Annotated in this window: 18 protein-coding genes and 1 riboswitch; of the genes, 11 read left to right on the top strand and 7 right to left on the bottom strand. The window is 73.0% G+C overall.

What is annotated here, in order from left to right; translation table 11 throughout:
- Positions 1-54 precede the first annotated feature (54 nt).
- Both AB0D10_RS20240 and AB0D10_RS20235 read right to left on the bottom strand, forming a co-directional pair.
- The gene (locus tag AB0D10_RS20240; protein ID WP_360258030.1) at positions 55-471 is read right to left on the bottom strand and encodes a DUF3037 domain-containing protein; all 417 of its coding nucleotides are present in this window, start codon (positions 469-471) and stop codon (positions 55-57) included.
- On the bottom strand, positions 468-1,223 hold the full coding sequence (locus tag AB0D10_RS20235; RefSeq protein WP_360258027.1) for a HipA family kinase: 756 nt from the start codon (positions 1,221-1,223) through the stop codon (positions 468-470). The genes AB0D10_RS20240 and AB0D10_RS20235 overlap by 4 nt, the downstream gene beginning before the upstream one ends.
- Positions 1,224-1,403: 180 nt before the next feature.
- Here AB0D10_RS20235 and AB0D10_RS20230 point away from each other — a divergent pair, with 180 nt between their 5' ends.
- Entirely contained in the window at positions 1,404-2,762 is a 1,359-nt protein-coding gene (locus AB0D10_RS20230) for an NAD(P)/FAD-dependent oxidoreductase (RefSeq protein WP_360258025.1), read from the top strand.
- A gap of 224 nt (positions 2,763-2,986) precedes the next feature.
- On the opposite strand, the gene AB0D10_RS20225 is transcribed toward AB0D10_RS20230, so the two are convergent.
- Both AB0D10_RS20225 and AB0D10_RS20220 read right to left on the bottom strand, forming a co-directional pair.
- Positions 2,987-4,213, bottom strand: coding sequence for a GDSL-type esterase/lipase family protein (locus tag AB0D10_RS20225; RefSeq protein ID WP_360258023.1), 1,227 nt, complete (start codon positions 4,211-4,213; stop codon positions 2,987-2,989).
- 228 nt (positions 4,214-4,441) lie between these two features.
- Positions 4,442-5,779: an aminotransferase class I/II-fold pyridoxal phosphate-dependent enzyme gene (locus tag AB0D10_RS20220; RefSeq protein WP_360258021.1), complete on the bottom strand. Its 1,338-nt coding sequence runs from the start codon at positions 5,777-5,779 to the stop codon at positions 4,442-4,444.
- A gap of 34 nt (positions 5,780-5,813) precedes the next feature.
- On the opposite strand from AB0D10_RS20220, the gene AB0D10_RS20215 reads away from it, so the two are divergent.
- The 6 genes from AB0D10_RS20215 to AB0D10_RS20190 all read left to right on the top strand — a co-directional run bounded on the left by AB0D10_RS20215 (position 5,814) and on the right by AB0D10_RS20190 (position 11,535).
- On the top strand, positions 5,814-6,482 hold the full coding sequence (locus AB0D10_RS20215; RefSeq protein WP_360258018.1) for a pyridoxamine 5'-phosphate oxidase family protein: 669 nt from the start codon (positions 5,814-5,816) through the stop codon (positions 6,480-6,482).
- A 14-nt stretch (positions 6,483-6,496) separates the two neighbouring features.
- Positions 6,497-7,201, top strand: coding sequence for an FMN-binding negative transcriptional regulator (locus tag AB0D10_RS20210; RefSeq protein WP_360258016.1), 705 nt, complete (start codon positions 6,497-6,499; stop codon positions 7,199-7,201).
- Positions 7,202-7,329: 128 nt separating this feature from the next.
- Complete coding sequence (locus AB0D10_RS20205; protein WP_360258014.1) at positions 7,330-8,742, top strand: sugar porter family MFS transporter; 1,413 nt, start codon at positions 7,330-7,332, stop codon at positions 8,740-8,742.
- A 57-nt stretch (positions 8,743-8,799) separates the two neighbouring features.
- Positions 8,800-9,501: an alpha/beta fold hydrolase gene (locus AB0D10_RS20200; RefSeq protein ID WP_360258012.1), complete on the top strand. Its 702-nt coding sequence runs from the start codon at positions 8,800-8,802 to the stop codon at positions 9,499-9,501.
- A 109-nt stretch (positions 9,502-9,610) separates the two neighbouring features.
- On the top strand, positions 9,611-10,879 hold the full coding sequence (locus AB0D10_RS20195) for an MFS transporter (protein ID WP_360258010.1): 1,269 nt from the start codon (positions 9,611-9,613) through the stop codon (positions 10,877-10,879).
- A gap of 98 nt (positions 10,880-10,977) precedes the next feature.
- Positions 10,978-11,535 (top strand): HAD domain-containing protein, encoded by a 558-nt coding sequence (locus AB0D10_RS20190; RefSeq protein ID WP_360258007.1) that lies wholly within the window; start codon positions 10,978-10,980, stop codon positions 11,533-11,535.
- On the opposite strand, the gene AB0D10_RS20185 is transcribed toward AB0D10_RS20190, so the two are convergent.
- Together AB0D10_RS20185 and AB0D10_RS20180 are read right to left on the bottom strand one after the other, a co-directional pair.
- A complete protein-coding gene (locus tag AB0D10_RS20185; RefSeq protein ID WP_360258004.1) occupies positions 11,513-12,301 on the bottom strand; it encodes a CPBP family intramembrane glutamic endopeptidase in 789 nt (262 codons plus the stop codon). The genes AB0D10_RS20190 and AB0D10_RS20185 overlap by 23 nt on opposite strands.
- Before the next feature lie 105 nt (positions 12,302-12,406).
- A complete protein-coding gene (locus AB0D10_RS20180; RefSeq protein WP_360258001.1) occupies positions 12,407-13,912 on the bottom strand; it encodes a glutamate--cysteine ligase in 1,506 nt (501 codons plus the stop codon).
- A 381-nt stretch (positions 13,913-14,293) separates the two neighbouring features.
- Here AB0D10_RS20180 and AB0D10_RS20175 point away from each other — a divergent pair, with 381 nt between their 5' ends.
- Positions 14,294-14,866: a hypothetical protein gene (locus AB0D10_RS20175; protein WP_360257998.1), complete on the top strand. Its 573-nt coding sequence runs from the start codon at positions 14,294-14,296 to the stop codon at positions 14,864-14,866.
- A 419-nt stretch (positions 14,867-15,285) separates the two neighbouring features.
- Positions 15,286-15,477 carry a DUF5999 family protein gene (locus AB0D10_RS20170; protein WP_030256473.1) on the top strand — a complete coding sequence of 64 codons (192 nt, stop codon included), beginning with the start codon at positions 15,286-15,288 and terminating at the stop codon, positions 15,475-15,477.
- Between the two features lie 137 nt (positions 15,478-15,614).
- On the opposite strand, the gene gcvP is transcribed toward AB0D10_RS20170, so the two are convergent.
- Positions 15,615-18,515: an aminomethyl-transferring glycine dehydrogenase gene (gene gcvP, locus AB0D10_RS20165; protein ID WP_360257996.1), complete on the bottom strand. Its 2,901-nt coding sequence runs from the start codon at positions 18,513-18,515 to the stop codon at positions 15,615-15,617.
- Positions 18,516-18,753: 238 nt separating this feature from the next.
- Positions 18,754-18,857: riboswitch (glycine riboswitch) on the bottom strand.
- A 151-nt stretch (positions 18,858-19,008) separates the two neighbouring features.
- Between gcvP and AB0D10_RS20160 the strand changes: the two genes are divergently transcribed.
- Both AB0D10_RS20160 and AB0D10_RS20155 read left to right on the top strand, forming a co-directional pair.
- Positions 19,009-20,172: a PRC and DUF2382 domain-containing protein gene (locus AB0D10_RS20160; RefSeq protein WP_360257993.1), complete on the top strand. Its 1,164-nt coding sequence runs from the start codon at positions 19,009-19,011 to the stop codon at positions 20,170-20,172.
- Between the two features lie 225 nt (positions 20,173-20,397).
- Complete coding sequence (locus AB0D10_RS20155; RefSeq protein WP_360257990.1) at positions 20,398-21,894, top strand: MFS transporter; 1,497 nt, start codon at positions 20,398-20,400, stop codon at positions 21,892-21,894.
- Positions 21,895-21,899: the final 5 nt, after the last annotated feature.

Raw genomic sequence — 21,899 nt, 5'->3', positions numbered from 1 at the left:
AACCGTCGGGGAGCCACCTCACACCCCGCCCGCCGGCCCGCTCCGGGCCTCCGCTCAGAGCACCAGCTGGTCGAACAGCCGCCGCAGTTCCGCGTCCGGGTCGGCGGTCAGTCCGGTGTGCACGGGCCCGGGCTGGACGATCGCGCTGCGCGGCGCGGTCAGCCACCGGAACCGCTGCCCGGGGCTGTCCCCGGCTGCCGGACCGGCCTGCGGGCCGCCCGCGCAGACCGCCTCGATCCCGTGCAGCGCCCGCCGCACGCCCTGCACGTCCACCACCGGGTCCAGCGCCAGCAGGCGCGCCTGGTCCAGGTGCGTGCGCGCCGCCAGGTGCGAACTCTGCCGGCAGTACAGCAGCACCCCGACGTTGACGCACTCGCCGCGCTCGACCCGCGGCACCGCGCGGATCACGGCGTACTCGTAGTCGTGCAGCTCGACCGCGACCGGCAGCACGTGCGTCGACGGATCGGTCATGCGGACACCTCCGGCAGCCAGTCGCGCGGACCGGCCAGTCGCCCGGTCAGCTGGGAACGGTACGCGGCGCGCACCTCGTCGGGCGAGTCGAAGCCGAACTCGTCCATCAGCCAGACGTCGGGGATCTGCGCCACGGCCGCCTCGACCGCCGCCTCCGCGAGCGGCGCGAGCTCCTTGTCGGCAGCCCCCAGGTCCGGCCGGGCGCCCAGCAGCGCATGGTCCGAGGCGTCGTACGGGCGGCGCACCCAGCCGGCCGCGCCGGGCCAGTTGTGGTGGAAGATCAGGCTCGCGCCGTGGTCGATCAGCCGCAGCCCGCCGGTCGCCACCAGCAGGTTGGGGTTGCGCCAGGACCGGTCGACGTTGCCGATGAACGCGTCGAACCACAGCACCCGGCCCGCGAGTTCGGGATCGACCTCGAAGCAGAGCGGGTCGAAGTTGAGCGCACCGCTGACGAAGGCCATCCCCAGGTTGGTCCCGCCGCTGGCCCGCATCTGGTCCTGGACCTGGTGATCCGGCTCGCTGCGCGCGAGCACCGGGTCCAGGTCGACGGTCACCAGCTCCGGCACCGGCAGCCCGAGCCGCCGTCCCAGCTCCCCGGCCAGCACCTCCGCGACCAGGGCCTTGCGCCCCTGCGCCGCACCGACCCATTTCAGCGCATAGAGCCGACGATCATCGGCCTCGACCAGGCCCGGCATCGAGCCGCCTTCTCGCAGTGGCGTCACGTACCGGATCGCCGTCACCTCGGGTAGCACGCCCACAGCCTATCGGTGCCGCCACCCCTTCTCCCCCACCACGGCGCAGCGACCACCCGCGCCCCGCCGCACCCCCTCTCCCCCCTCCTCCCTCCTCCGCCCCACCCCGGTGGCAGCCCCCGCTGCTCCGTGCGAGTGTGGCGGACAGTAATGGGGACCTTCACGGCAAAGGGATGAGCGATGGAACGACCTCGGATCCTGATCGTGGGCGGTGGCTTCGCCGGACTGGAGTGCGCCCGCCGCCTCGAACGCAAGCTGTCACCCTCGGAGGCCGAGATCTCGCTGGTCACGCCGTTCAGTTACCAGCTCTACCTCCCCCTCCTCCCGCACGTCGCCGCCGGCGTCCTCACCCCGCAGTCCGTGGCCGTGTCCCTGCGCCGCTCGCTGCGCCGCACCCACATCGTCCCCGGCGGCGCCATCGGCGTGGACCCGGCCTCCCGGGTGTGCGTGATCCGCAAGATCACCGACGAGGTGGTCGCGCAGAAGTACGACATCCTGGTCCTCGCCCCCGGCAGCGTCACCCGCACCTTCGACATCCCGGGCCTGACCGACTACGCCCGCGGCATGAAGACGCTCGCCGAGGCGACCTACGTCCGCGACCACGTGATCGCCCAACTCGACCTCGCCTCGGCCACCCTGGACCAGCGGGAGCGCGAGTCCCGGCTGCAGTTCGTGGTGGTCGGCGGCGGCTACGCGGGCACCGAGACGGCCGCCTGCCTGCAGCGCCTGACCACTGCCGCCACCCACCGCTACCCGCGGCTCGACGCCCGGCAGATCAAGTGGCACCTGATCGACATCGCGCCGAAGCTGATGCCGGAGCTCGGCGACGCGCTCGGCCAGGCGGCCCTGGAGGTCCTGCGGGGGCGCGGCATCGAGGTGTCGCTGGGGGTCTCGGTGGCCGAAGTCGGCGCCGAGTCGGTCAAGTTCACGGACGGCCGGGTGCTCCCCAGCCGCACCCTGATCTGGACGGCCGGGGTAGCCGCGAGCCCGCTGATCGGCACGCTGGACGCCGAGACGGTGCGCGGCCGGCTCGCCGTGACGGCGGAGATGCGGGTGCCGCAGTTCGAGGGCGTCTTCGCGCTCGGCGACGCCGCCGCCGTGCCCGACCTGGCGAAGGGCGACGGCGCGGTCTGTCCGCCGACCGCCCAGCACTCCGCCCGGCAGGGCCGGGTGGTGGCGAACAACGTGATCGCCTCGCTCCGCAACCAGCCCCTGGAGCCCTACTACCACAAGGACTTGGGCCTGGTGGTCGACCTGGGCGGCAAGGACGCGGTCTCCAAGCCGGTCGGCGTGGAGCTGCGCGGGGTGCCCGCCCAGCTGGTCGCCCGCGGCTACCACATGATGGCGATGCGCACCAACGTGGCCAAGTTCCGGGTGGGTGCCAACTGGCTGCTCAACGCGACCGCCGGGGACGACTTCGTCCGTACCGGTTTCCTGGCCCGCCAGCCCGCCCGGCTGCGTGACTTCGAGTACACCGACGCCTATCTGACGAAGGATCAGGTTCGGGCCCACGCCCAGTCCCTGCTCGCCAAGGGCTGACCCCGGCGACCCCGCGGCGCGACCCGGCCGGCGCGACCCGACCGGGACGACGACCGCTCCGACCGGCGCACCGGCCACCACGCCGCCGACGCCCCCGGCGCCCCCGGCGCCCCCGCGACCGATTCCGCGGGGGCGCCGAAGCACGCGCCGGCAACCGGCCGGCACCGTGGCCGCCCGGCACCGCAGCCGGCCGGCACCCGGTCACCGCCGGGCTCACCGCATCGTCACCGCGCGGTCAGGTACATCCCGCTCGCGTCCTGCCCGGCCGTGTTGCGGCACGCGTAGTCGCCGCTCGGGCGCCCCCACAGCAGGGTCAGGCAGCGCCCGACCGCCTGCTGGCCGTAGTAGTTGGGGTGCATCGACTCCTGCAGCGCGCCCTGCGTGGAGTTCAGCCCGCCGTCCAGGAAACGCGCCCACTCACTGGTGGTCGCGGACGGGCCGGAGCTCGCGGTCGGCTGCTTGGTGGCCGTCGAGCAGACCTCCCGGCCCTGCAGCATGTCCGACAGGTCCAGGAACTGCGCCCCCTTGGAGGCGGCGACGCCGGCCAGCGCCTGGGAGATCTGCGGGACCATCGAGTCGCGGGCCCAGTCGGCGTCCCCGTCCCAGAACGGGCAGCCGCCGGTGTTGGAGCGGGTCCAGCCGCTCTCCGGGTACCGCATTTCCGCGCCGCGCGGGATCGGCGACGGGTAGGACTGCAGCACCAGCCGGTAGTCCGACTGGGCGTAGCCCGCGTCGGCCATCACGGCGCGGACCTCGTCGACGGCCTTGCCGACGCCGGCCATCGCGGCGGGCATCTTGTCGTCGATCTGGGACTGCGCCGAGTCGTGGCAGTACGAGTACCAGATCAGGTAGTCCTGCACGCAGGTGGAGATGATGTCGGCGAAGCCCAGGTCGTTGCCGCCGATCGACAGGGTGATCAGCTTGACGTTGTTCTGCCGTGCCACACCGGCGAGTTGGTCGGCCTGCGGGGCCTCGCCCTTGAAGGACTGGCCGCCGTTGGAGGCGCGGAAGACGTTGGCGGCGACGGCGCCGGAGCAGGCCAGGTCGATCTCGTTCTGGGCGCCGGTCGAGGCGCTGAGCACCTCGGCGACGTCGGAGCGGTCGCAGCCGCTCGCCGCCGTGGCGCCGTAGACCCGCGAGGGGTCGTACGAGCTGCCGGTCCAGGCGCGGTCGCTGCCGTTGCGGCTGCCGCTGGTGCCGGCCGAGTTGCCCTTCCAGCGGCCGGCCTCGCCGGAGATGTAGCTGTCGCCGAGCGTGACGCTGGCGGTGGGGCCGGAGGGTACGGCGGCCGGGGCGGCCGGGGCCGCGGAGGCCGGCGCGGCCGGGGCCGCGGAGGCCGGCGCGGCGACGGCCAGACCCGCGGCGGCGAGCGGGAGGGCGGCGGCTGCGGCGAGCAGCCGCCGTCCGAGTCGAGGCGCGCTGCGGGTGATGCTCGAACTGTTTTCGGGCACGGCGGAACTCCTGCGGCTCGGTCTCCCCGTGGCATGGGGAACGGGAAGACGCCTTGGTGAGGGTGGGCCGCCGGCCGGTGGCGCGATGAAGATGACATGCCCCCGCCTGTTACCGCTAGGTATCTGCAGCAGGTTTCCGCTTTTGTTACCGCCGGGTTCAGACCAGACCGGCAACCGGATCCCGGGATGCCGCCTGCGGTTCACACCGGCCACAGGACTCCCCGGGCGTCACACCAGCCGCGATCGGCCCCCGTCCGCCCCCAGCACCGCCGCCAGGTCCTCCGCCAGCGCCCGGGCCTGCGCCGGCTCCAGCCGAGCCGTGGTGAACCGCAGCCCGGGCGGCGACTGGATCCGGTACCGCGCCCCGGGCGCCGCGACCCAGCCGCGCTGCACCAGTGCCGCCAGCGCCGAGGTCTCGTCCGGCACCGGCACCCAGACGTTCAGCCCGCTCCGGCCGTGCGCCTCGATCCCGCGCGCCGCCAGCTCGCCCAGCAGTGCGTCCCGCCGGGCCCCGTAGGTGGCGGCCACCCGCGCGACCGGCGCCGCGTCGGCGCGCCACAGCTCGGCGACGGTGCGCTGCAGCAGCTCGCTGACCCAGCCGGCGCCCAGCCGCAGCCGTCCGGCGACCCGTCCGATCGTCTCCGCGTCACCGACCGCCACCGAGACCCGCAGGTCGGGCCCGTACGCCTTGGCGGCCGAACGCACCACCGCCCAGTGCCGCGACCCGGCACCGACCAGCGGGTGGTACGGCTGGTCGACCATGCCGTGCCCGTGGTCGTCCTCGATCAGCAGCACCCCGGGATGCTCGGCCAGGACGGCCTTCAGCTCCTCGGCCCGGCGCGCGGTGAGCGCCGCACCGGTCGGGTTCTGCGCCCGACTGGTGACCACCACCGCCCGGGCCCCCTCGGCCAGCGCCGCCGCGAGCGACTGCGGCAGCGGCCCCTCGTCGTCCAGCCGGACGGGCAGCTGCCGCAGGCCCATCGCGGGCAGCAGGTCGAGCAGGCTGCCCCAGCCCGGGTCCTCGACGGCCACCGCGTCGCCGGCGCGCAGCCGGGCGCCGAGGATGCGCTCGACGGTGTCGAGCGAGCCGGAGGCGACGACGATCGGTCCGCCGGGCAGGCCGTCGGCCTCGAAGGAGGCGCGGGCGAGCGCCAGCAGGTCCGGGGCGACGGCCGGGTGTCCGTAGAGCACCGGTTCGGCGCGGGCGGCCGCGGCGGCGGCAGCGAGGGCGGGTCCGAGGTCGGGCAGCAGCGCCGGGTCGGGGTTGCCGGTGGAGAGGTCCCGGGCGTGCGGGGGGACGGGGATGCTGATCTGGTCCCGCGGGACGAGCGCGGGTCTGGGGAGGATCCTGCTGCCCTTGCGGCCGGCCGTCTCGATCACGCCGCGGTCGCGCAGCAGGCGGTAGGCGGCGGCGACGGTGTTGGGGTTGACGCCGAGTTCGGCGGCGAGGTCGCGCAGCGGGGGCAGCGCGGTTCCGGGGGCGAGCATTCCGCTGCTCACGCCCTGCTCGATGTGCGCCGCGATTTCACTGGCGCGTCGCCCTTTCAGCGGATAGTCTCCTAGCACAAAGACGATTATGCACTAGTACATAGAGGTTGTCATGTCAGACGCCCCGGAAGGCCCGCCGACCTACTCCCGCACCCCCAGGACCACCCCCACCCGCTACAAGGACCGGGCCACCTGGGAGCAGGCGGAGATCCACGCCATCCTCGACAGCGCCTACGTCTGCCACCTCGGCTTCGTGGCCGACGGCGCCCCCGTGGTCCTGCCGACGATCTACGCCCGGGTCGGCAGCCGGCTCTACGTCCACGGCTCCACCGGCAGCCGGCCGATGCGCGGTGCCTCCGGCGAGCAGGGCATGCCGGTCTGCGTCACCGTCACCCAGGTCGACGCGCTGGTGCTGACCAAGTCCGCGTTCAACCACTCGGTGAACTTCCGCTCGGTCGTCGCCCACGGCACCGCGCACCAGGTCACCGACCCCGAGGAGCTGGACGTCGCACTGGCCGCCCTGGTCGACCACGCGGTCCCCGGCCGGTCCGCCGAGGTCCGCCCGGCCAACGCCAAGGAGCTCGCCGCGACGGCCGTCCTCCGCCTGGAGCTGGACGAGGTCTCCGCCAAGACCCGCGCGGACGACGCCGACGACGACCCGGAGGACGCCGACCTGCCGCACTGGTCCGGCCTGATCCCGGTCACCACCGTGCACGGCACCCCCGTCCCGCACGACGGCACCGCACCGCTCCCCGCGCACCTGCGCCGCTACCCCCACTGACGAGGAACACCCCGATGCTGATCAGATCCTGGGACCGCGGCGACGAGGACGAGTGGCGCGCCTGGCTCGCCGAGGGCCGCGACTTCGGCCTGCTCGCCGCCAACGGCGCCCCTGGCGAGGGCCCGGTGCTCGTCCCGACGCACTTCCTGCTGGACGCCGAACACGGCGAGATCCTGCTCCACCTGGCCGCGCCCAACCCGCTGCTGGCCGCCGTCCGGGCCGACCCCAAGGTCACCCTCGCGGTCACCGACGGCTACGCCTTCGCCCCGGGCCACTGGCGCGGCGCCCCGGGCACGCCGACCAGCTACTACGCCTCGGTCCACTTCCACTGCACCGCCGAGGTCGTGGAGTCCGCGGCCGGCAAGGCCGAGATCCTCAACCGCCAGCTGGCGCACTTCCAGCCCGAGACGCCGGAGGTCCGGGTGGTGCCCGGCAGCGGGGAGCTGGCCCGTCAACTGCCCGGTCTGCGCGGGCTCCGGCTGACCGTGGACGAGGTGCGGGCCAAGTTCAAGTACGACGACAAGAAGCCCGCCGAGGCGCAGCACGCGATGGCCGACCGCCTCGCCGAGCGCGCCGACGACGGCGGGCGCGGCCGCGACCAGTACGCCGCCGCCCGCACTCAGCTGCTCCGCCGTCACCAGCGGCGCACCACCGCACCACCGGCCGGCGACGCCCGCACCGCCACCCGGCGCGCCGTCACGCCGCGCGCCGCCGACTGACCCCGCGTCACCCGATCGGCCCCGAAATCGGCCCCGAACACGGGCAGGGCGGGCCCGGCGCTGCTCGAATGTGAGGCGAGCCCTGCCCACTCGCCGTCAGAGCGGGCCCGTCCTCCCCGGGAGCGCGCGTGTCCTCAGTCAACGGCCGGCGGGTGTCCGGCGAGGCTCACCTCGGCCACGTGATCTTCATCTCGGCAGCCGCCGCCATGGGCGGCTTCCTGTTCGGCTACGACAGCGCGGTGATCAACGGCGCCGTGACGGGCATCCAGAAGCACTTCGAGGTGGGCCACGGCACCACCGCCTTCGTGGTGGCGATCGCGTTGCTGGGCTCGGCAGTCGGCGCGGTGATCGCCGGCCGGCTCGCCGACCACCTGGGCCGGGTGCGCACGATGCTGCTGGCCGCCGTACTGTTCGCAGCCAGCGGCATCGGCTCGATGTTCCCGCCGAACATCGAGGCCCTCGCCACCTGGCGCGTGGTCGGCGGCATCGCGATCGGCATCGCCTCGGTGATCGCGCCCACCTACATCGCCGAGGTCGCGCCGACCGCCTACCGCGGCCGGCTGGCCTCCTTCCAGCAGATGGCGATCGTGCTCGGCATCACCGTCTCCCAGCTCGCCAACTGGGCGCTCAACCAGGCCGCCGGGGGTGAGTCCACCGGCCACCTCGGCGGCATCCAGGCCTGGCAGTGGATGCTCGGCGTGGAGACCATCCCCGCCCTGGTGTACGGCCTGATGGCGCTCGCCATCCCGGAGTCGCCGCGCTTCCTGATCGCCGACCACCGCGAGGAGCAGGCCCGCACGGTGCTGGTCGAGGTCGAGGGCGAGGGCGTGGACCTGGACTCCCGGGTGGCGGAGATCCGCGCGGTGCTGGAGTCCTCCCACAAGCCCCGGATCAAGGACCTGCTCGGCGGCCGCTTCGGGCTGCTGCCGATCGTCTGGATCGGCATCGGCGCCTCGGTGTTCCAGCAGTTCGTCGGCATCAACGTGATCTTCTACTACTCGTCCTTCCTCTGGCAGTCCGTCGGCATCAACGAGTCCAACTCGCTGCTGATCAGCCTCTCCACGTCGATCGTCAACGTGATCGGTACGGTGATCGCGATGGTCCTGGTGGACCGGATCGGCCGCAAGCCACTCGCCCTGGCCGGCTCGATCGGCATGGCGGCCGCGCTCGGCACCGCCGCCTGGGCGTTCTCCTTCCGGCAGGGCACCGGCGACTCCGCGACCCTGGACAACACCCATGCGGTCGTCGCCCTGATCGCCGCGCACGTCTTCGTGTTCTGCTTCGCCTTCTCCTGGGGCGTCGTGGTCTGGGTCCTGCTCGGCGAGATGTTCCCCAACCGGATCCGCGCGCTCGCGCTGTCCGTCGCCGCGTCGGCCCAGTGGATCGCCAACTGGGCGATCACCGTCAGCTTCCCGGACCTCGCCGACTGGAACCTCTCGGCGACGTACGTCATCTACGCCTGCTTCGCGCTGCTCTCCATCCCGTTCGTGGCCTTCTTCATCAAGGAGACCAAGGGCCGCGCCCTGGAGGAGATGGGCTGACCCCGCCCGTCCCCTCGAACCCCCGCCGCTCGCGGCCCGACCCACGGAGAGGAAGCCATGCCTGACCAGGGCAGCTCCCGGCAGAACGTCACCTTCCCGAGCAACGGCCGCACCGCGCACGGGTACCTGGCCCACCCGCCGCAGGGCGCGGGGCCCGGTCTGGTGGTGGTGCAGGAGTGGTGGGGGCTCACCTCGCACGTCGCCACCGTGGCCGACCGCTTCGCCGCCGAGGGCTTCACCGTCCTCGCCCCCGACCTGTTCGGCGGCGCGACCACCCACGACCCCGCCGAGGCGGCCGGGCTCAAGCGCGAACTCCCCGTCGAGCGGGCCGTCGAGGACCTCGCCGGGGCCGTCGACCACCTGCTCTCGCTGGACGGCGTGGTCGGCGACGCCGTGGGGGTGGTCGGCTTCTGCATGGGCGGCGGCTTCGCCCTGCTGCTGGCCGCCCGGGCCGGCGACCGAGTGGCCGCCGTGGTGCCTTTCTACGGCCTCCCGCCCGACCCCGACTTCGACTACCGCGGCCTGACCGCCCATGTCCTCGGCCACTTCGGCGAACTGGACGGCTCGATCCCGATGGCCGCCGTGGACGAGGCCGCGATCCGGATCGGCGAGGCCACCGACGTCCGCCCCGAGATCCACTTCTACCCGGCCGGTCACGCCTTCATGAACGACGAGGACCTGCTCGGCACGTACGACCCGCTCCAGGCCGGGATCGCCTGGAGCCGCACCCTCACCTTCCTCCGGGGTCACCTCGGCTGAGCCGACCGGCCGGCCCCCCCGGGTGCCGTCCGGGCCACCCGCTGCGGGCCGGACCGTCAGGTGCGAAAACCCGATGGACACCTGTACGGACTCCCGCCATAGTCGCCGGGTGCCCACCCCACCCACGCGCCCGCGCCGATCCTCCTGGGCGAGCCGCAACTTCCGCATCCAGACCGCCGCCACGGTGATCAGTGGCCTGGGCAACGCCGGTGCCCCCATCGCCACCGCCTTCGCCGTCCTCGGCAACGGCGGCTCCACCACCGACGTCGGCTACGTCACCGCCGCCCGGCTGCTGCCCACCGTGCTGCTCCTGGTCCTCGGCGGCGCCCTCGCCGACCGGCTGCCCCGCCACCGGATCATGGTCGCCGCCAACCTGTTCAGCGGTGCCTCCCAGGCCGTGCTGGCCGCCCTGGTCCTGGCCGGGAACGCGCAGCTCTGGCAGCTGCTGCTGCTCTCCGCCGCCGGCGGCGCCGGCTACGCGCTCTACTCCCCCGCCTCCGGCGGCATGATCATGCAGGCCGTCCCCGAGGAGCACGCGGCCCGCGCCTTCTCGGTCTTCCGGATGGGCCAGAACGCCTCCCAGATCGGCGGCGCAGCCCTCGGCGGAGCGCTCACCGCCGCCGTCGGCCCCGGCTGGGTGCTCGCCCTGGACGCCCTGTGCTTCCTGGTCGCCGCCGCACTGCGCTTCTTCCTGGAGCCGGAGAAGTCCCCCGCCCCCTCCGGCGGCAGCGTGCTGCGGGACCTGCGCGAGGGCTGGCAGGAGTTCGCCTCCCGCCGCTGGCTCCGGGTGATCGTGCTGCAGTTCTCCGTCCTGGTCGCCTGCGTCGGCGCGGTCGAGTCGGTGTACGGGCCGGCCGTCGCCGAGGAGCGGCTCGGCGGCGCGGGAGCCTGGGGCTTGGTGATGTCCGCCTACGGCGTCGGTCTGGTGGCCACCGGCCTGCTGATGGCGCGCTGGCGGCCCCGCCGGATCCTGCTGGTCGGCAACTGGGGGGTGTTCCTGTTCGGCCTGCCCGCGCTGGCCCTGGCCGCCGCGGTGCCGCTGCCGCTGCTGGTCGCCGCGATGTTCCTCTCCGGCGTCGGCGTCACCGTCTTCGGCGTCAACTGGATGGTCGCGCTCCGGCAGGAGATCCCGGAGGAGATGTTCTCCCGGGTCTCCGCGTACGACGAGCTGGGCTCCTACTCTCTCGCCCCGGTCGGCACCGCGCTGGCCGGCCCGGCCGCCGTGGCGCTCGGTCTCGGCGGCGCGCTCTGGACCTGCGCCGTCGCCTGCCTGGTGCTCAGCGCGGCGGTCCTGCTGGAGCCGCAGGTGCGCCGGTTGAGCCGCCGGAGCACCACCGACGCACCGGTGCCCGCCACCGAGCCCGTGCCCGCACCGTGAGCGCCCCGTGCGCCCCGCGTGCGCCTGACGGTGGGCAACCAACGGGACGGGTGGGTCGTCCGAGAGGGTAGGAAACACCACCGCTCGGGGGGCCACCGGTGCCGAAGCCACTGCTGTTCCTGGACGTCGACGGGGTGCTGAACCCCGTCTGTCCCGATCCGGACGCCGGGTTCGACACCCACGCTCTGTTCGGCTACTCCGTCCTGCTCTCCACCCGGCACGGCGCGTGGCTGCGCGAACTCGCCGGGACGTACGAGCTGGTCTGGGCCACCACCTGGGAGGAGCACGCCAACACCCACGTCGCCCCGCTGATCGGTCTGGACCCGCTCCCGGTGGTCCGCCTCGCCGGCTACGTCCCGCAGCCCGGCGATCCGCGCGTCCCGTTGATGGAGCTGTTCTCCGCCGCGAAGTGGGCCCCGCTGCTGCGCTACGCCGGGGGCCGCCCGTTCGCCTGGGTGGACGACGTGATCCCCGCCCGGCTGGTCCGCAGGTCGCTCTGGCGCCGCGACCGCCTGTTGCTGCCGATCGACCCCGGCCAGGGCCTGGAGCGCCGGCACGTCGACCGCCTGCTGACCCGCCCGCCGCGCCGCCGGGCCGTCCCGACCAAAGGCCGAGCTCCCGAGGACGGGGCGGTCAGGCGGTCGGCAGCCAGCTGACGTGACCGGCGAGCAACGCGTACCCGACGAAGGCCACCGTGTCGATCAGCGCGTGCGCCACCACCAGCGGCATCACCCGCCCCCAGCGCCGGTACAGCAGGCAGAACACCGCCCCCATCACCATGTTGCCGACCAGCCCGCCGACCCCCTGGTACAGGTGGTACGAGCCGCGCAGCACCGAACTGGCCACCACCGCAGCCGGCCAGGACCACCCCCACTGCCCCACCCGGCGCAGCAGGTAGCCGAGGACGACGACCTCCTCCAGGATGGCGTTCTGCCAGGCCGACAGCACCAGCACGGGCACCCGCCACCAGACGTCCGGCAGCCCCGAGGGCGCCACCGTCAGGTTGTACCCGGCCGCCTGCGAGGCCAGGTACAGCGCCAGCCCGGACCCGCCGATCGCCGCCGCGACGGCCGCGCCCCGGCCGAGGTCGCGCAGCTTCTGCCCGAGGTCGAAGCCCAGCACCTTCAGCGTGACGCCCTCGCGCACCAGCAGGTAGCCGACCAGTACCACCGGCATCAGGCCGCGCCCGATGTAGTACAGCTGCCAGACCAGGTCCAGCCAGGGCCGTCCGGGCGCCCGCGAGCCGTTCAGCGTGGCGACCTGCTGGCCGAGCTTGATCGGCTCGGTGAGCGAGCCCGCGAAGCTGATCAGCGCGCTGATCCCGCTGGCCCCGAGCGAGAGGCCGAGGACGATCAGCAGCTCCGCCCCGAGCTGACGGCGGGTGGGCTGCGCGGCCTGCGGCGCGGTCGGGACTGCGGTCACGGGGGCTCCAGCGGACGGGCGGTCGCTCCGGCCGTCGGCCGACCGCCGGAGCGATCATCCTGACACAGCGGCCCGGTCAGCCGACCGGCCCGGTGCGTGCGGGGCTCAGCCGACCGGCCAGGTGTGCACCGGCTCCCCGCCGCGCATGTGTTCGGCGTAGCGCCGGGTCATCGCCGCGAGCGCCGCGGGCCGGTCCATCCCGTACTGCTCGCGCAGCCGGTGGAAGGTCGCGCTCTGCCAGGCCGCACCGTTGGTGCGGCGCAGGCAGCGCTGCTCGATGATGCCCAGGTAGCGGTCCCGGTCGGCCGGCTCCACGCCCCAGGCGTCGAGGCCCTGGTAGGCCATCGGCAGCAGCTCGCCCAGCACCAGGTCGACGGCGGACACCGTCTGCAGGCCGCTGCCGCGTCCGGCTCGTCCGGGGCGCGGCCACTGGAACACCGCGTCGATGCCGTACCGGGCGCCCTGCCGGAAGTTCTCGTCCGCCCGCTCGAAGGGCAGTCGGGTCCAGACCGGCCGGGGCTGCTCGGCGAGCACCCGCACCAGCCCGTAGTAGAAGGCGGCGTTGGCCAGTGTGTCGGCCACCGTCGGCCCGGCCGGCAGCGCCCGGTTCTCCACCCGCAGGTGCGCCACCCCTCCCGAGACGTCGTAGATCGGCCGGTTCCAGCGGTAGATGGTGCCGTTGTGCAGCCGCATCTCGGCGAGCTTGGGCGCGCCGCCGGAGGCCAGCACCTTCAGCGGGTCCTCGTCGTCGCAGATCGGCAGCAGCGCGGGGAAGTAGCGCAGGTTCTCCTCGAACAGGTCGTACGCCGAGTCCACCCAGCGCTCGCCGAACCAGGTGATCGGGCGCACGCCCTGTGCCTTGAGCTCCGCCGAACGGGTGTCGCAGGCCTGCTGGAAGAGCACCGGGCGGGTCTCCCGCCACAGCTCCCGCCCGAACAGGAACGGGGAGTTCGCCCCCAGCGCGAGCTGCGGCCCGCAGAGCGCCTGGGCCGCGTTCCACACCGAGGAGAAGCGCTCCGGGGTCACCTGGAGGTGCAGTTGCAGCGAGGTCGCGGCGGCCTCGGCGACCATGGTGATGGACTCCAGCTGGAGGTGCTCGACGCCCTCGATGTCGAGTGCGATCTCCTCCCCGCGGGCGGCCAGGATCTGGTCGCTGAGCAGGGTGTACCGCTGGTTGTGGCTCATCGCGTCGAGCCCGGTGTGGCCGTGCTCCAGCGTCGGCAGGATGCCCACCATGACGATCCGGGCGCCCGCTTCGGCGGCCCTCCGGTCGGCGTAGCGCAGCCCGGTGTCGATCTCCTCGCGCAGTTCCTCGAAGACGTGCCCGCAGAGCCGGTGCGGCGTGATGTTGACCTCGATGTTGAACTTGCCCAGCTCGGTCTGGAAGTCGCTGGAGCCGATCTCGCTCAACACCTGGGCGTTGTTCATGGCCGGCAGGCCCTGCTCGTCGGCGAGGTTGAGCTCGATCTCCAGTCCCATCACCGCCCGCGGCCGGTCGAAGCAGTCCTCCCGCAGCATCCGCCCCAGCGCCTCCTGACAGGCCTGGAGCTTGCGCCGGTACAGCTGCCGGTCCGCCAGATCCGCCCGAGTCGCCACGACCTTCTCGCCCACGGTCCCCTCCTCCTGAGACACCCCGTTGAGCCACCCGGCCGACCGACCGTGCAAGCATCATGCCCACCTCGAAGATCGATACCCGAATGCTTGTACTGGCTTGCAATGCAAGGCATCTGACGGAATTTCAGACCATCTGCAGACTTGCCCGGCGCCACGGCCTGTGATAAACAGATCACCCTGCGCTTCTGTTCGATGGAATTCGCACAGCGCGCCGGCCGGAACGTTCCGCCCCGAAGCCCTCGTCGAGGGCGGCGACCGCGCCGGCACCGCGATCCTGCACAACCGGACCCGGCCAGCCCCCGTCACCGATGACGCGCCGCGCCATGCCGGTATGCCGCACTCGCAACGCCGATCTCGCTTGGAGAGGCGGACCCCGCCATGACTCTGCAGACCCCACAGCCCCCGCCGAGCGCCCTGCGCGCGGTCCTGGGCGCACTCGACTCGGAGACCGCGCTGCGCCAGCCCGCCGCCGCAGCGCTGCGTCGTCCGGCCGGCACCCTGGTCCCCGCGCATCCGCTCGCGGTGCACGTCCTGGACGGCCCGCGCCCCGAGCTCCCCGCCGCCCGCCGCACCGGGTGGCGCTTCCTGATCAAGGACGGCGCCGACGTCGCCGCCGCCGCCGAAGTGGTACAGGCCGTCGAGGGCCACACCTTCTCCCACTTCACCGCCGGCCCCTACCTCGACTCGACGGTCCGGGCGCTGCGCGAGGCCTGGCAACTCGCCCAGAGCTCCCGGATCCGCCGGCAGCCCCGGCTCCTGACCTTCCCGGGCCAGTACGCGACGGCGCTCTGGCTGCACAGCCCCGACACCGGCCCGGCCGGCGACCTGCTGATCCCGCTCGCCCCCGCCCCGCTCGGCGTCACCGCCCACCGCGCCTACCCCGCCGCCGAGCTGCTGCCGCTGCTCGCCCGGGCACCGCTCGCCAGGCCGCTGCTGCTCGGCACGTCCTGAACCACCCGCACCCGCACGGGCCGCCGGACCACCCGCCCGGCGGCCCTCCGCCGTGTCCGTACCTCCCGCGCCCGGGGAACGTCACCCGAACAGAGAGCACTCGAACGGGGCATCCGCCATGGCCTGATCGGGCCATCCCCCGGCTGGCCCACCGGTGCGCGTTCTCCCCCCGGCCCCACCTGAACGGGTGATCTATGCGCGGGAGTTGTGGCGCGTGTCACGAAATGCCTGCGCGCACGTCCGCAGATGCCGACACTGGGAACCAGCGTGGAAGGACCACCTGTCCTACCCACTTGAGCGCCGGTCAACACCTGGTCGGCGTGCGGACAGGATCCGGCTACCGCGGCGGCCCCCGGGACGGCACGACCTCCGGCGACCGCACCACGGGGAGGATCGCAGAGCGAAGCGAGGGTACGCGTATGTGCCAGCACCGTCCTGAGTGCCCGTCGGCCGAATCCGAGGACCGCGAGGCGGCCGTGTCGGTGGCCTGCCACCCGGAGCAGGGCTGGAGCCTGCTCTGCAACGGCGTCGTGCTCTTCGAGGACACCGGAGAGTTGCTGCCGGACGGCAGGGTGATCGCCCCGCGCCGCCCCGTCGCCCACGCGGCCTGACCACCGGCCCGACCACGCGACCGGCCGGCCATACCACCGGCGCGGCCGGCCGAGCCGTCGCGGTACGGGCAGGGCCCCGGCGGAGAGTTCCGCCGGGGCCCTGCCGAACGTCCGGGCGCCCCCGGCGCCCGGGTCCGTCAGACGCCGTACTCGTCCAGCGGCGGGCAGGAGCAGACCAGGTTGCGGTCGCCGTACGCGCCGTCGATCCGGCTCACCGGCGGCCAGTACTTGTCCGCCGGGTTCACGCCCGCCGGGAAGACCGCCTCCTGCCGCGAGTAGCCGTGCGCCCAGTCGCCGGCCAGCTCGGCGGCGGTGTGCGGGGCGTTGCGCAGCGGGTTGTCGTCGGCCACCCACTCGCCCGAGCCGACCTTGTCGATCTCGGCCCGGATCTCGATCATCGCGTCACAGAAGCGGTCGATCTCGTGCAGGTCCTCGGACTCGGTGGGCTCGATCATCAGCGTGCCGGCCACCGGGAAGGACATCGTCGGCGCGTGGAAGCCGTAGTCGATCAGGCGCTTGGCGATGTCGTCCACCGTCACACCCGTCTCCTTGGTCAGCGGGCGCAGGTCGATGATGCACTCGTGCGCGACCAGCCCGCCCGGGCCGGTGTAGAGCACCGGGAAGTGCGGCGCCAGGCGCTTGGCGATGTAGTTGGCGTTCAGCACCGCGACCTGGGTCGCGTGCTTGAGGCCCTCGCCGCCCATCAGCCGGACGTACGCCCAGGAGATCGGGAGGATCGCCGCCGAGCCCCACGGCGCGGCCGAGATCGGACCGACACCGGTGGCCGGGCCGGCCTCCGACTGCAGCGGGTGGTTCGGCAGGTACGGCGCCAGGTGGGCGCGCACCGCGACCGGGCCGACGCCCGGGCCGCCGCCGCCGTGCGGAATGCAGAAGGTCTTGTGCAGGTTCAGGTGCGAGACGTCCGCGCCGAACTTGCCCGGCTTGGCCAGGCCGACCAGGGCGTTCAGGTTGGCGCCGTCCACGTACACCTGGCCGCCGGCCTCGTGCACCATGGCGCAGATCTCGGTGATCTCGGTCTCGTACACGCCGTGGGTCGACGGGTAGGTGACCATCAGCACCGACAGGTTGTCGCGGTGCTGCTCGATCTTGGCCTTCAGGTCCTCGACGTCCACGTCGCCGTCGACCAGGGTCTTCACCACGACGACGCGCATGCCGGCCATCACGGCCGAGGCCGCGTTGGTGCCGTGCGCGGAGGACGGGATCAGGCAGATGTCGCGCTGGGTGTCGCCGTTGGCGTGGTGGTAGGCGCGGACGGCCAGCAGACCGGCCAGCTCGCCCTGCGAACCCGCGTTCGGCTGGATCGAGACGGCGTCGTAGCCGGTCACCTCGACGAGCTGCTGCTCCAGCTGGCGGATCAGGGTCAGGTAGCCCTGGGCCTGATCGATCGGCGCGAAGGGGTGCAGCTGACCGAACTCCGGCCAGGTCACCGCCTCCATCTCGGTGGTCGCGTTGAGCTTCATGGTGCAGGAGCCCAGCGGGATCATGCCCCGGTCCAGCGCGTAGTCCCGGTCCGACAGGCGGCGCAGGTAGCGCAGCATGGCGGTCTCCGAGCGGTGGCTGTGGAAGACCGGGTGGGTCAGGTACTCGTCCTCGCGCAGCAGCGCACCCGGCAGCGCGTCGGCGGCCTCGGCGACCTCGACCGCGTCGACGCCGAACGCGGCCCAGACGCCGGCCAGGTGCTCGCGGGTGGTGGTCTCGTCGGTGGAGACGGAGATCCGGTCCTCGCCGTCCTGGTGGACGTTGATGCCGTTGGCGCGGGCGGCGGCGGCGATCTCGGCGGCGCGGCCCGGGACGACCGCGGTGACGGTGTCGAAGAACTCGCCGTGCAGCAGCTCGACGCCGCCGGCCCGCAGGCCCTCGGCGAGGGCGGCGGCGTAGCGGTGGGTGCGGCGGGCGATGTCGGCCAGGCCGTCCGGGCCGTGGTAGACGGCGTACATCGAGGCCATCACGGCGAGCAGCACCTGGGCGGTGCAGATGTTGCTGGTGGCCTTCTCACGGCGGATGTGCTGCTCGCGGGTCTGCAGCGCCAGGCGGTAGGCCCGGTTGCCGTCGGAGTCGACGGAGACGCCGACCAGGCGGCCGGGCAGCGAGCGGGCGTACTCGGCGCGCACCGACAGGTAGCCGGCGTGCGGGCCGCCGAAGCCCATCGGCACGCCGAAGCGCTGCGAGGTGCCGCAGGCGATGTCGGCGCCCAGCGAGCCCGGGGACTTGAGCAGGGTCAGCGCCAGCAGGTCGGCGGCGACCGCGACGATCGCGCCCAGGCCGTGCGCCTGCTCGATCACCGAGGTGAGGTCGCGGACGACACCGGTGGCACCCGGGTACTGCAGCAGAACGCCGAAGACGCCGCGCTCGGCGATCTCGGCCGGGATGCCGTCGGACAGGTCGGCGACGACGACCTCGACACCGGTCGGCTCCGCACGGGTCTGGATCACCGCGGTGGTCTGCGGCAGGGTCTCGGCGTCGACCAGGAAGACACCGCCCTTGACCTTGGTGACGCGGCGGGCCAGGGCCATCGCCTCGGCGGCCGCCGTGCCCTCGTCCAGCAGCGACGACCCGGAGGTCGGCAGGCCGGTCAGGTCGGAGACCAGGGTCTGGAAGTTGAGCAGCGCCTCCAGGCGGCCCTGCGAGATCTCCGGCTGGTACGGGGTGTAGGCCGTGTACCAGGCCGGGTTCTCCATGACGTTGCGCAGGATCACCGGCGGCGTGAAGGTGCCGTAGTAGCCCAGGCCGATCATCGGCTGGAGGACCTGGTTGCGGCCGGCCAGCTCGCGCAGCTCGGCGAGGACCTGGGCCTCGGTCCGGCCCGCGGGCAGGTCCAGGCCGGTGATGGAGCGGATCGCCTCGGGCACGGCCGTGGCGGCGAGCTCGTCCAGCGAGCCGTAGCCGACGGACGCCAGCATCTTCTCCTGCGCGGCGGCGTCGGGGCCGATGTGGCGGTTCTCGAAGGGGCTGGCCAGCTCAAGCTCGGTGAGGGTCGAGGCGCCGGTGGGGCGTCCCGCGTTCGGCTGGGCGTTCATGGTGGTCGAGGCCTCCTGGTCACGGACCGGCGGGGGTACGCGCGCCTACCGGCCTTCCTCGCTGCGGAACAGCGAATGAGCCACGGCGGGCGGACCCGTCAGGCCTCCCCCTCTGTCATCGGGACCTGAGAGCTTCGCCCGCACGGCGCGCTGCGGCACGCCGTCGGCTTGCACCGTCGGTGAGGGTGGTGATCGCCGGCTTCCGTGCCGACGCTCCTGCCCTGCTTTCCAGAGTGACCTACCCCACACGGTACGGATGCCTGAGAGATTCCGGGGAGGAGTTGCTCCTTCGGCGCCCCGACCAGCGGTTTTCGCGGTCGGAGACTCTCCCGAGCGGGCTCTGCGGTCGCCGCCCAGGGTACCAGCGGGAGGCCATCCGATCACGGGTGCTTCCCGTCACCCCGGGTCTACGCGCGTCCCCCGGACGGCCCAGCCCGCAGCCCGTCCGGCGCACCCCGGTCGCGCCCGTCCGATTCATGGCATTTGGTGTGGAGTGGCGGACGGGACGGGCGCTCCTGCCGCCTTCCTGCGGGAGTTCCGCTGGCTCAGCGCACTGGAGGAAAGCGTGCAGACCGACATCGACCCCCGGGACCTCATCGGCCACAAGGCGGTCGACCGAAACGGAGACAAGATCGGCACGGTCGACGAGGTGTACCTGGACGACGCCACCGGCCAGCCCGAATGGGCCGCCGTCCGGACCGGCATCTTCGGCCGGGACGCCTTCGTCCCGCTCACCACGAGCGAGTTCTCCGGCGACGAGCTCCGGGTGCCGTACGACAAGTCACTGGTCAAGGAGTCCCCGGACTTCGGCGTGGGCCAGCACCTGTCCCCCGCCCAAGAGCTCCAGCTGTACCGCTACTACGGCCTCGATACCCCGGCGGACGACCACCCGGCCGGCGAGGACAGCGGCCGGACCGCTCAGCCCGACCACGACTTCGGCACCACGACGGCCGTTCCGGCTGCCGCGGCCGCCGCGGCCGCCACCAAGCCGCACGCCCTCCGCTCCCCAGAGCCCGCCAGGGCTGCCAACGGCACCAGCACCGCCACGGAGGACAGCGTGCGCACCGTCAGCACCCCCGCACCCGCCGCCGCGCCCGCGGCGGCCGCGACACTCGCACCCACCGTCGAGCCCAAGCCGCAGCCCGCAGCGATGTCCGCCCCGACGTCCGCCGCCCCCGCGTCCAGCGCGGGCGCCGCCTCCCGCAACGAACCGGTGGAGATCACCTGCCGCGAGGAGCGGCTGGACATCACCACCGAATGGCACACGGTGGGCACCGCGAAGCTGCGCAAGTACGTGACGAGCGAACAGATCGAGCGCCGCGTCCCGGTGGTCCGCGAACGCGTCCGGGTCGAGCGGATGCCGGTCGGCGAGGCCGAGCGCGCCTCGCTCACCGAGAAGGAGATCGCCGAGGCCGTCGAGGAGGTCACTCTCCGCGGGGAACGCCCGGTGGTCCGCAAGTACCTCGCCCCCATCGAGCGCGTCCGCCTCGTCGTCGAGCGCTACACCGCCGAGGAGGTGATCCGGGACGAACTCCGTCGCGAACACGTCGAAGTCCACGACAACACCACGCCTCCGGCCGCCACCACGCCACCTCCGTCGACGACCACCCCGGCACCGGGGAACTCCCGCCCCTCGGCCCTGCGCCCCCTCGTCTGACCCCCACCCCCACAAGGGCCCCGACCACCCCCGGTCGGGGTCCTTCCCCATGCCCTGGCTCCTCAAGCCCCGCCCCCACCCCGCAGCCGCAGCCCGCCGCAGGCGGCCCCCGGAAGCCCCGACTCTTCCCCTTTGCCAAAGCTTAACCGCTCGATATTTGACACTCTGAAGTATTTCCCTGCATGGTTACTTCAGTTCATTCACTATGTACGGGAGGAAGCAACCGTGAGTGAGGCACCCCAGCCCACCACCGCGGCCGAGAAGCAGAGCAGCGCCCGGGTCCTGCCGGCCCTCATCCTGGCGATGCTGTCGTTCAGCGTGGTGCAGACCGCGGTCGTCCCGATCCTGCCCTCGCTGGCCAAGGAACTGAGCGTCTCGGCCTCCAGCGTCACCTGGCTGATGACCGCCAACCTGCTCTCCGCAGCCGTGCTGACTCCCCTCCTTGGCCGCTTCGGCGACCTCCGGGGCCGCAAGCCGATGCTGCTGATCTCGCTGGCGGGCCTGGTCGCCGGTTCGGCGCTGGCCGTCAGCACCCACTCGTTCACCTGGCTGGTCGTCGCCCGCGTCCTGCAGGGCGCCGGCGGTGGCGTCATGCCGCTGGCGATCAGCATCGTCCGCGACGAGCTGCCCAAGCAGAAGGTGACCGGCGGAGTCGCCGCCATCAGCGCCTCGATGGGTGTCGGATCCGGCCTCGGCCTGGTGGCCACCGGTGTCCTGTTGGAGCACTGGAACTACAAGTCGATCTTCTGGATGGGCCTGGTCTTCGGCCTGATCGCGATCGCCCTGGTCGCCTTCCGCGTCCCGTCGGACCCGGTCACCGACAAGGAGGGCGGCGCCGACCCGCTCGGCGCCCTCACCCTGGCCGGCTGGCTCTCCGCACTGCTGGTCGCGGTCAGCCAGGGCAACCACTGGGGCTGGACCTCCACCAAGACCCTCGGTCTGTTCGCCGTCGCCGCCGTCGTCGCCCTGGTCTGGGGCGTCATCGAGACCAAGGTCGCGCACCCGCTGGTGGACATGAAGATGATGTCCCGCCCGGCCGTGGCCTTCACCAACCTGGCGGGCCTGCTCATCGGCTTCGGCATGTACGGCTCGTTCATGGTCATCAGCAACTTCGCCCAGACCCCGGAGAAGCTGACCCACTACGGCTTCACCGCCACCGTCCTGCACGCCGGTGTGATGCTGCTGCCGTCCGCGATCGGCTCGATGGTCGCCGCGCCGCTCGGCGCCCTGCTGATCGCCCGCCGCGGCCCGCGTCTGCCGCTGGTCCTCGGTGGTGTCCTCGGCGCCGTCGCGATGGCCTACCTGGCCCTGCGGCACAGCCGTGAGGGCGACATCTACACCGCCTCGGCGATCTTCGGCCTCGGTGTCGGCCTCGCCTTCGCCGCGATGCCGGCCTACATCAACGGCGCCGTCCCGGTCGAGCAGAGCGGTATCGCCAACGGCATGAACTCGGTGCTGCGCACCGTCGGTGGCGCGATCGGCACCGCCGTCATGGCCGCCATCCTGACCGGCGACACCATGAAGCTGCCGCCGCAGATCCCGCTGTCGCTGCCCACCCTGGACGCCTACAAGCACGCGTTCTGGGTCGCGGCCGTGGTCTGCCTGGTCGCCGGTGTCGTCCCGTTCCTGATCCGCGGTGCCAAGTCGGCCGCTCCGCTGACCGTCGTCGGCGGCTCGGCCCAGCAGGACTCCAGCGACGAGCTGGTGAAGACCGACGCCTGACGAGG

Source organism: Kitasatospora sp. NPDC048545 (assembly GCF_040651155.1).
GTDB lineage: Bacteria > Actinomycetota > Actinomycetes > Streptomycetales > Streptomycetaceae > Kitasatospora.
Note: the sequence above shows the minus strand (reverse complement) of the source record. Positions and strands in the feature narration are given on the sequence as shown.